A 9674-nucleotide genomic window follows, 5' to 3' on the forward strand; every position below is an offset into this window, starting at 1 on the left:
GAGTATAGGAACAACTTTGACCACTTGCTGTACAGATCCCATGACTGGATATTATCGGGACGGCTTTTGTCATACTGGTGGTCAAGATTTTGGAATGCACGTTGTTTGCGCTCAAGTAACAGCAGAATTTTTAGAGTTTACTAAATTACAGGGAAATGATTTAAGTACACCTAGACCTGAGTTTAATTTTCCTGGATTGCGTCCGGGGGATTCTTGGTGTTTATGTGCAGCACGTTGGCAAGAAGCCCTTGATGCTGGTGTTGCCCCTCCAGTTATCCTCGAAGCCACCCACGCAAGAGCCTTGGAAGCCTGTTCTCTGGAAGATTTAAAAAAACACGCTCTCACTACCTTGTCATAGCTCAGTGGCTTAAATTACCCACATCGGTTAATCTAATAGTAATGTACTAGGAACTCAAGTTCCTAGTTATTAATTTTTCGGAGAATTTGTAGTCTGTAGGGTGCGTCAGACAGAATAATTTAGGCTAAAATCACTAATTTTAAGTTTCTGACGCACCTTAAAAGCTACTTACATTAGTAAAACTAGGGAGAATCATACTATGTCACCTGAAGTCATAACCGAAACAATCTCCCCAATAGTAATAGATGAGGACTGGGAAAATCCTCCCATGCCTCCTACTGATTTAATTTATGATGATGGAGAGCCTTTGGAAAGTAATCGTCACCGCATTGCAATGAATGTTTTAATCCACTCGTTAGAACAGGGTTGGTCTGACCGCAACGACTTTTTTACGGGTGGTAATATGTTTGTTTACTACAACATTAACCAGATTCGCAATAAGGATTTTCGTGGACCAGATTTTTTTGCGGTGTTGGATGTTGATGGTACAAAATCTAGAAAGGCTTGGGTAACTTGGGAAGAAAATGGTCGTTATCCAGATGTGATTGTCGAGTTGATGTCACCTTCTACTGCTGAAATTGATAAGACAATCAAGAAAGATATTTACGGACAAATTTTCCGCACCAGAAACTACTTTGTTTTTAGCCCTTTTGATCCTAATTCTCTACAAGGATGGCATTTAGATGTTAATTTCCAATATCAGCCCTTAGAACCTAATGAGCGCGGTTGGTTGCGTTGTGAAACCTTGGGTTTTTGGTTGGGAACTTGGGAAGGAACAATTAACCGAGAAACAGCAATTTGGTTGCGGTTTTATGATGATTTGGGAAATTTAGTACCCTTACCAGAAGAAGCCGCTCAAGCTCATGCTGAACAGGAACGTCAAATAGCCGAACAGGAGCGACAAAGAGCCGAACAAGAACATCAAAGAGCCGAACAGGAGCGACAAAGAGCCGAACAAGAACATCAAAGAGCCGAGCGATTAACAGCACAATTACGCGCACTAGGGATTGAACCAGAGAGTTGAGAAAAAGAGCGATCGCTTGCTGTAACAAAAAGGCGATCGCTAAGACTAAAGTTTAAGTATCAGTAAATGAGACATGGTTTTTCTGCCGCCCTGATCCCAACGATAATTTTTAGGTTTATATCGAAAATCTAATATAACTCTTGCGAAAATATACATTCCTTACTTAATTAAATGATAAATTATCTCAATAAGCTTTATAATTTTTTTATCTTTAAAACCCTAGTGAGCCTAATTTTTAAGACTTTTTACAAAATCGTGGTTCAACCGACTTTCACCTTGACTAATTGATTGAGTTACGACAAACTAATTCATAGTAGAAGTGTTTGCTAACAAAATCAATAAGTTTTGTAAAGATTATGAGATATATATTTCGATAGATGCAACATTAATTAACAAATGGCAAGTTTGTATTTTAAGTAGGGATGTTTTGATGGCTATATTTTTAACCATCCACTAGAACAGTATAATTCAATCGTACTATCATAGTTAGCCAACAGTATGGAAACATTAGAATTTATAATTTATCCAGACGGTCGGGTACAAGAGAAAGTCACTGGTATCATCGGGGCTTCTTGTGGTGAAGTAACAGCAGCCATAGAAGCGCAATTAGGACGAGTGCTAAATCACCAACCCACCTCAGAATTTTTTGCCACCAACACCCAACAATCTACCGTGGTAAATACACAACCCGCTCTCAGCGAATGGTAAATTTTCAACCTAGTATATTTTATTAACTCACAACCACCATGTCACACTTTAGCCAAATCAAAACTCAAATCCGTAACCTAGACTCCTTAAAAGATGCCCTAACCGAATTGGGTATAGACTGGAAACCAGGACCCCAAGAAGTCCGGGGTTATCGTGGTCAAACCCAGCCTGCGGAAATTGCCATCCAGCAGAAAAACGGTTATGACATCGGTTTTAGATGGAATGGCAACGAATACGAATTAGTAGCTGATTTACAATATTGGCAACAAGACCTATCTGTAGATGGATTTTTACGCCAAGTAACCCAAGGCTATGCTTATCAAACAGTAGTGAAAGAAACCGCTCGTGTCGGCTTTCAAGTAGCTGAACAACAAAAAAATGCTGATGGTTCTATTCGCCTAGTTGTACAACGCTGGAGTGCTTAATGTCTGATTTACTGCCGTCGCCATTAGAACAAGAACAAAATCGTTCCGGTTTAGAGCCAGAATTGGGTGGTTTTTTGAGAGATACACCAGAACGTTCTGGATTTGAGCCGGAACTAGGCGGCGTGCTGCGGCAGAAGGGCGTGTATGTTGACGAAATTACCTGTATTGGTTGTAAACATTGCGCCCATGTTGCTCGTAATACCTTTTATATTGAACCAGATTATGGGCGATCGCGCGTCATTTCCCAAAATGGAGATAATGAAGAGTTAGTCCAAGAAGCTATAGATACCTGTCCAGTTGATTGTATTCACTGGGTTGATTATACCGAATTAAGAAAGTTAGAAGAAGATCGTAAATATCAAGTCATTCCCGTAGCAGGTTATCCAGTCGAACACGCTGTAGCCGCCACCGAAAAACGACGCAAAAAGCAAAAAAAAGCTAAACTTTAAATATTAAATTAAACCCTAAATTAAACCCTAAATCTCTTGTGGACTGGGCATCTTGCCCGCCCTAACTATAGCGGTATCAGTTGAATGAGATACAAATTCTATCTCTTGTAGGGTGTGGTTCGGCAAGCTCACCAACCACGTCAGACCCGATAATTGAGCATCTAACAGACTTCCTCTATCTGACGCACCGCACTAATATGGGATGACAAAAGCGTGAAACTAGGCAATTTCCTTCATACATATCATCTGCATTGTGTACAGTGCGTAAGTCCTAATCCTGTTGTGTCATTACAACGAAAGGAAGCAATCTCAAAATCTCGGTAAAAAACTACGATTCTCAAACTAGATGCGGTTTAATACCATTATTTTAAATTCAAAGGATCATGCTGTGAAAGCAACTTCTCAACTTTCGCTTCATCAATTCTAGCAGTCAGTTTTTTAGCTTCGTATAAATCTCTAGTAGTTTTCGCTAAAGTAAAAGTCGAACCAACAGAAAAGGCTAAACCCATACCCATAAAGCCTTTTACCCAATTATCTACAGGTAAATTCACAATTCCCGCAGTCGTCATAGAAGTAGATATAACAAAAGCTGCCCAAGTTTGAATCAACCAAGCAGGACTATCTTGTTGTGTTTGCATATTTTTCCTTAGAACTGAGTAATTTCAACTCAATTGTATTTATAATTACAAATATTAGCAATAGTCAACTACACAAACAAAGGGAAAAATTCGTTAAACTTTAATTATTTACCCTTATGAGCTTAATTACTGAACCATCTGTGCCAGCAAAAATCCAAAAAATGAAGGAACGGGTACGATGGAAACATCCTAGTATTAGACAGAGGGGAATTGACCAGACCTGCTTGGTTGTGGATGATAACAGAGAAGAATCCCCAGAGTTTTCGTTTATGGTGATTGGTGATAGTGGCACTAAAACCCAGAACGGACAACACCCCCAACGCCAAGTAGCGGAACTAATGCTTAAATATGGTGGAGGTTCTCGCTTTGTTCTGCACACTGGCGATGTAATTTATATAGTGGGTTCCCGTGAGTATTACCAGACCAACTTTATTGAACCTTATCGAGAATTTTTGGTAGGTGGTGAAAATCCAGCCAAAATTGCCTACGACAGGATGGTGTTCAATTTGCCGATTTTCCCAGTGTTGGGTAATCATGATTATTATGATGTACCATTACTGTATCGCCTACTGAGTAGCTTCAGTTTGCCCCTACGTCGGCTGTTAGGCTATGAAAATATTGAAATTGGTCGCTTTTCCTCAAATCAAGGAGATGCCTACGCACGGGCTTTTTTAGACTATCTAGCAGCGATTTCTCCAGCAGAGTTAGAACGTCATTTAGACCAGCATTATACAGCTAAAAGTGATACGGGTCGGTGTTTGCGCTATCAACCAGGAAAATTTACCCGTTTACCAAATCGTTATTATACTTTTCGTTATGGTGGAATTGACTTTTTTGCTTTAGATTCTAATACTTTTAAATCTTCTTTTCCAAATAGCCAAGGAAATGAAAATATATTGAATATTGATTTTGAACAACTCAATTGGTTGCAAAATCGGTTAATTGAATCTTGGCATACTTCCCAAGTGCGGGGAAGAATTATCTTTTTTCATCATCCACCCTATGTTACAGAGGCTAACAAGTGGTATCAATCAGAAACTTTGGCTGTGCGTCATAGTCTGCGTTGGGTTTTTGAAAAAGTAGCGCAAACCTTGGGGAATTTAACTCAACAACGGCCGATAGTTGATTTAATTTTAAGTGGTCATGCCCATTGTTTAGAATATTTGCGTACAGTTAATACAGGATATGCAGATTCTCATATCAATTGTATTATTTCTGGTGGTAGCGGTCATTTTCCCCGTCCGCAACGGCAAGAGGGTTCAGAATTAATGGAAACTTTTAGGGATAAAAGTGGTAGTTATCAGCGCAAAGTTGCTGATTCCTTGCTATTTGTGGGACGCAGTGGTGCGGGTATGGGGGAAAGATTGCCCTATTCTTGCGTGCGAATTGATGTTTTAGATGGCACTCCTCCTCAGTTTATCATTAAACCACTGATTACAGAGCAAATTGAAGGAGAATGGTGCGATCGCCAATTAGATCCATTTGTAATTTGAATCATTAAGTAGGTGGGTGCAAATAAACATAACTATGTGAAGAAAAATTAACGAGGCTAAAACCCCCTTCCCTCCTGCCTCCTGCCTCCTGCCTCCTGCCTCCTGCCTCCTGCCTCCTGCCTCCTGCTATATCACTGATTAAGTTTTAAATTTAGCTGTTGATAGGGTTCGGGAGATGCGGTTAAATCTATAGTTTGTGGTTCTGCGGGAATATTATTAATTAGGAGTTGATAATTGCGATCGCTCAATCCTTCTAAATAATATACACCATCTGGTCCAGTGATGGAAAAGACCCTTTGATTAGAGGTAGTAGAGACAGCTTCGATTTTAGCACCAGCGATCGCTCTTCCTTCACTATCAATTACCTTTCCTGTGATAGTATACGATTGAGCAAAAGGAATGGCAATTTCTGTGAAACCCCCTGCTGCCACCTCAATCGCCACCGCAGTATTTTTTGTAGGAGTCCAATCTAAAGGATAACCAGAGGGGTCTAAATCTAAACGATAAAGTCCTGGATTGAGGGAAACAACAATACCATTATTACTAACTTCTGATTGATATTGAGAAACAGGACTATTATTAACTATTAATAAAGAGCGTAACTTTTTAGTAATTAAAGGTTCTCCTCCATCTCTAATACCATTGTTATTTTGATCTAAAAATGGTACAAAAAGAATACCATTAGAAATTCTCGGTATAGCGCGAAAAGAATCATTCTGACAAAAACCGCGATCAAAATCAAAACACGACGACAATGCAAGCCTAAATCGATCAGTATCAGACCCTAAAGCAATATTACTATAACTAGCTTGTAAAAACATCCCAGAAAAGATTTCTTGAGAGAAATTAGTCACAATTCCTGATCCTTCTGAGCCAATGCCATAACCTAACTCCACCTCAAATTTAGAGTTATTTGGTTTATAACGCCAACTCAAAGTTAATAAAGAATTACCCGGAGAAGATGAAAACTCAAAAGGTGAAAGGGTTTGATAACTTAAAGCTAAAGTATTATAAGCATTATACGCTTTTGAACTGGTATTATTTAAAAGATCGTAATTTAGAGTAGTTAAGGTACTAAAATCATTACCAAGATGTTTAAGTTCAAAATTACCTGTTCTACCAGTAAAGTTCCATTGTAGATTACTCATACTATCCCATTGTAAAACTAGGGAACCGAAAATTTTTCTTCCTAACAAGCTAGTCCTAGTTCCAATATTGTATCTAAATGGCGAACTAGAATTAGTAGTATGGTAATCATAGTCGAAATTACCAAATACTGATAGATTCGGCAAAATAGTTTGATTGAGCCTCAGACGACTACCCCGCAAATCCGTAAATAAATTAGCCTGAAAATTAGAAGTGGGATTATAGCGAATATTACTACTAATCTCCCAATCTCGATTAGAAATTGGAGTTAAAGCCGAAGCGGTAATTTGTAAAGGACTGTTTTGGGGTTGAAAAAATAACTCTGCTAAACCACGAAAATCATCTTCATAAATAGCACCTACTCCCAAAGTCAATTCTTGAGATACCCCATAACGATAACTTGCGGCTGTCCGTAAATCGCTGAACGTACCTAAAAATTCTTTGCTATTATAAAAGTTATTCCGTCCTGTACCGGCTGATAAAAGTAAAGCCGAAGCGCGTTCAGGTAATTGGCCAATAATAATTGGAAGATTGATAATCCTTTCTTCTGGTTGAGCGGTGAGTTTTCCTTGGGGATATAAAAGTAATCGCACTTCAGGGAGAATAATATCGTTAAATTGGTATTCCCCAGATTCACCAACTAAAACTTCTGCCAAAATCTGCTGACTATAGCGGGGGACTAACTGTACTAAAGTTCCAGGTTCAACTTTACCTCTCACAGTTTGACCAAAACGCTGTGGTTGTATACGGATATTTGATGAGCCACCATTCCCTGGAGGCATAGTAAAACCCCATCTTTTGACGGTAGTGACACCCCAGAAAGGATTAGGGCTGGTGGTGCGCCAAAAGGGGGCTTGTGAACCGACAAATAGATCAATAGTATCTTGTTGGAGAGTATAGCTGGCTGAACCTAACCGCCAAGTATCTTCATTTTCAGTTTGGATTTGGTTCAAACGGAGAACCCATGCTCCTCCTAGTAAACTACCACTGCTGGTAACTATGCGGTTTTGATTAGCACGAGAACGGATACTTTGGGCTGTTTCTTGATTATTGATCGTGGTGAGAGTTATTGCTGGGGCAGATATGTAGGGGATATTAGTAAAGTCTATGGGTGACTCAACGGGGGCTTTGGTGAAGCCAGATTTATTTACACGGGGATATTTAATTTGGATAGCATAGTTATTAATATCAAATTCTGGGGTGACACCAAACCAATCTTTAACATCACGGATAGATAAAACTGCACCAATTTCCGGGTCTAGTCTGAGGCGGCTAAAATCAAGGTTAAAGGCCACAGTGGGCGATCGCAATTGTACCTGACCATTGGGCAAATTAGTCACTCGAATATTTAGTGCCTTAATTATCACCTCATAAGATACCAACCAATCATCAAATTGAATCGCCCCAGATCCATCCTCAGTCCCCCGCACCAAGGTACTACTAATCACGTTGCGTCCACCAACTATGATCCCAATTGGTAAAACATCCCATTTAGCCGCCACACTTTGAGGATCAACGGGAGGGATTAATGGAGATTGACTAACGGGAGATTCAGCAACCGGTTTAACTGCTGGAGTTTGACTAGGTTGTTGATTATTATTATTTATTTCTTCGGTGTTTAATGGTTTATTAGGGGTTTCCGATTTGGATGGATTTTCTAAATCTACCACCCGCAAAAAATCCATTATTTGGTCAGCATTTGCCGATTTATCAGAAGATACCGATGAACCGGGCTTTTGTCTTTCTAAATCTATCACCCGTAAAAAGTTACCTGTAGGTTCAGGCTGGGGTGGTTTTTCTATATCTGTAACACGCAAAAAATCTACTATTTCTGTAGATTCATTGATTAAGGGTATTACAGAAAACTCGACTTTAGTTTGTGCAAATATAGCAACAGGAGTTAACACTAATGCAAAAACAGATGTACAAACCGAGTAGAACCTAAGAATTTGTAAGCGAATGTGCATCCAAATGGCATTAAATCGGTGTATTCGCGTAACTTACTTTAGGTTGTGGTAATCTGTCAACCTAAAAATGATTAAGGAATACAAAAGCTAAATATAATAATATAGAAAAATCTCCAGCAGCAATCTTGGGCTAAATCAATAAACAAGTTGTTACAATAAGAATATACCCAGCAAAAATGGTAAATGTAAATGAACCTTTCTTTAACACCAGAGATTGAGCAGTTTATTCAAAGTCAAGTTGAAAGCGGGAAATACTCCTCATCTGAGGAGGTGATTATGGTAGCGATCAAGCTATTAAAGGCACAAGAAAACATTTACAAGGGGCGATTTGAAGAGTTACAAAGAGAAATTATGATTGGTGTTGCCGCCTCAGATCGGGGAGAAATTGTTGATAGTGAAACAGTTTTTCGTCTACTGCAACAGAAACTAAAACAGCGTTGGGAGCAAGCTAGTTAATGAGTAATATTTGCTTTTTTACTGTTCCGGCTAGTCGAGATATTGAGAGTATTATAAACTTTGTTGCTGATCACAATAGTTTGGATGCGGCAGATAAATTGCTCAACAAAATTAATCACAAGTGTAAAAATTTAGCACAGTTTCCCAGCATGGGGCGAAAGCGGGATCAGCTTTTACCCTCATTGCGGAGTTTTCCAGTTGATGATTATTTAATATTTTATCGCTGCATTAGTGAGGGAATTGAAATTTTACGGGTAGTTAGTGGCTATCGAGATTTAGATGCTTTGTTTGATGAATAAAAATTGATAATTTCTTGGCGAGATATTTCCAAATTATTTACTTAGCAATTCCTTTTGAGACTTATTACGACTTTTTTCGGCTTCAGTTTATTCAAAGAATGCTAGAACGATATCAAGTCAAGCTATTGATTTATGATCCTGAAGAGGAGGAAATTCGACAATGGATAAAATAGAACAGTATAAACAATTTATCAAGCAAATTTTAACTGAACACGCCCAAATTTCTACTACAACTGATACAGTCAAAGCACAATTAATATTTGATAATGAACACAATCATTATCAACTTAATTATATTGGATGGCAAGGCGATAGACGCATATTTGGACCAGTAATGCACTTTGATATTCAAGATGGTAAAATCTGGATTCAATACAATGGAACTGAAGAATCTATAGCTGAAAGATTAGTACAAATGGGTGTACCAACTTCAGATATTGTTATTGGTTTTCACTCTGCTTTTAAACGTCAATTTACTCCTTATGCAGTTCGATAATATTTAAAAGGTTTTGGGCAGGGGAAAGAGACTTTATTTTGTAATAATGTAGGACTTACGCACTGTACAAATTAATTATGATCTGCTTTCACCAAAATAGGTTGTTTCAGGTTGCGACTAATTATATTCTTACCGATAAACTAACCGTGGGGTACGGGTTTAGCAGCTACGCAACATTGGTGTCAACTTAGGCTCTAATCGTCGTCCCACAGCCG

The 9674-nt window shown here is 38.7% G+C and carries 12 protein-coding genes; 10 read left to right on the plus strand and 2 right to left on the minus strand.

Annotated elements, in window-relative coordinates; all coding sequences use genetic code 11:
• The first annotated feature begins 4 nt into the window (after positions 1-4).
• The 5 genes from VB711_RS05460 (at position 5) to VB711_RS05480 (ending at position 2964) form a co-directional block, all read left to right on the plus strand.
• A complete protein-coding gene (locus VB711_RS05460; protein ID WP_323284881.1) occupies positions 5-358 on the plus strand; it encodes a DUF2237 domain-containing protein in 354 nt (117 codons plus the stop codon).
• A 199-nt stretch (positions 359-557) separates the two neighbouring features.
• Positions 558-1382 carry a Uma2 family endonuclease gene (locus tag VB711_RS05465; protein WP_323284743.1) on the plus strand — a complete coding sequence of 275 codons (825 nt, stop codon included), beginning with the start codon at positions 558-560 and terminating at the stop codon, positions 1380-1382.
• Positions 1383-1880: 498 nt separating this feature from the next.
• Positions 1881-2090 carry a DUF2997 domain-containing protein gene (locus VB711_RS05470; protein ID WP_323284744.1) on the plus strand — a complete coding sequence of 70 codons (210 nt, stop codon included), beginning with the start codon at positions 1881-1883 and terminating at the stop codon, positions 2088-2090.
• 38 nt (positions 2091-2128) lie between these two features.
• On the plus strand, positions 2129-2515 hold the full coding sequence (locus VB711_RS05475) for a DUF1257 domain-containing protein (RefSeq protein WP_323284745.1): 387 nt from the start codon (positions 2129-2131) through the stop codon (positions 2513-2515).
• The gene (locus tag VB711_RS05480) at positions 2515-2964 is read left to right on the plus strand and encodes a ferredoxin (protein WP_323284747.1); all 450 of its coding nucleotides are present in this window, start codon (positions 2515-2517) and stop codon (positions 2962-2964) included. The genes VB711_RS05475 and VB711_RS05480 overlap by 1 nt, the downstream gene beginning before the upstream one ends.
• Before the next feature lie 362 nt (positions 2965-3326).
• Here VB711_RS05480 and VB711_RS05485 read toward each other — a convergent pair whose 3' ends face one another.
• The gene (locus VB711_RS05485) at positions 3327-3602 is read right to left on the minus strand and encodes a YiaA/YiaB family inner membrane protein (protein WP_323284748.1); all 276 of its coding nucleotides are present in this window, start codon (positions 3600-3602) and stop codon (positions 3327-3329) included.
• A 116-nt stretch (positions 3603-3718) separates the two neighbouring features.
• Here VB711_RS05485 and VB711_RS05490 point away from each other — a divergent pair, with 116 nt between their 5' ends.
• The gene (locus VB711_RS05490) at positions 3719-5095 is read left to right on the plus strand and encodes a metallophosphoesterase family protein (RefSeq protein ID WP_323284749.1); all 1377 of its coding nucleotides are present in this window, start codon (positions 3719-3721) and stop codon (positions 5093-5095) included.
• 131 nt (positions 5096-5226) lie between these two features.
• On the opposite strand, the gene VB711_RS05495 is transcribed toward VB711_RS05490, so the two are convergent.
• The gene (locus VB711_RS05495; protein ID WP_323284750.1) at positions 5227-8148 is read right to left on the minus strand and encodes a carboxypeptidase-like regulatory domain-containing protein; all 2922 of its coding nucleotides are present in this window, start codon (positions 8146-8148) and stop codon (positions 5227-5229) included.
• A gap of 249 nt (positions 8149-8397) precedes the next feature.
• Here VB711_RS05495 and VB711_RS05500 point away from each other — a divergent pair, with 249 nt between their 5' ends.
• Genes VB711_RS05500 through VB711_RS05515 form a run of 4 tightly spaced genes read left to right on the plus strand, consistent with a single transcriptional unit; the run spans position 8398 to position 9459 of the window.
• Positions 8398-8664, plus strand: coding sequence for a type II toxin-antitoxin system ParD family antitoxin (locus tag VB711_RS05500; RefSeq protein WP_323284751.1), 267 nt, complete (start codon positions 8398-8400; stop codon positions 8662-8664).
• Entirely contained in the window at positions 8664-8963 is a 300-nt protein-coding gene (locus VB711_RS05505) for a type II toxin-antitoxin system RelE/ParE family toxin (RefSeq protein ID WP_323284752.1), read from the plus strand. Before VB711_RS05500 ends, VB711_RS05505 begins: the two co-directional genes overlap by 1 nt.
• A 14-nt stretch (positions 8964-8977) precedes the next feature.
• Complete coding sequence (locus VB711_RS05510; RefSeq protein WP_323284753.1) at positions 8978-9136, plus strand: element excision factor XisH family protein; 159 nt, start codon at positions 8978-8980, stop codon at positions 9134-9136.
• Positions 9124-9459, plus strand: coding sequence for a XisI protein (locus tag VB711_RS05515; RefSeq protein ID WP_323284754.1), 336 nt, complete (start codon positions 9124-9126; stop codon positions 9457-9459). Before VB711_RS05510 ends, VB711_RS05515 begins: the two co-directional genes overlap by 13 nt.
• Positions 9460-9674: the final 215 nt, after the last annotated feature.

The organism is Cronbergia sp. UHCC 0137, assembly GCF_034932285.1.
Taxonomy (GTDB): Bacteria; Cyanobacteriota; Cyanobacteriia; order Cyanobacteriales; family Nostocaceae; genus Cronbergia.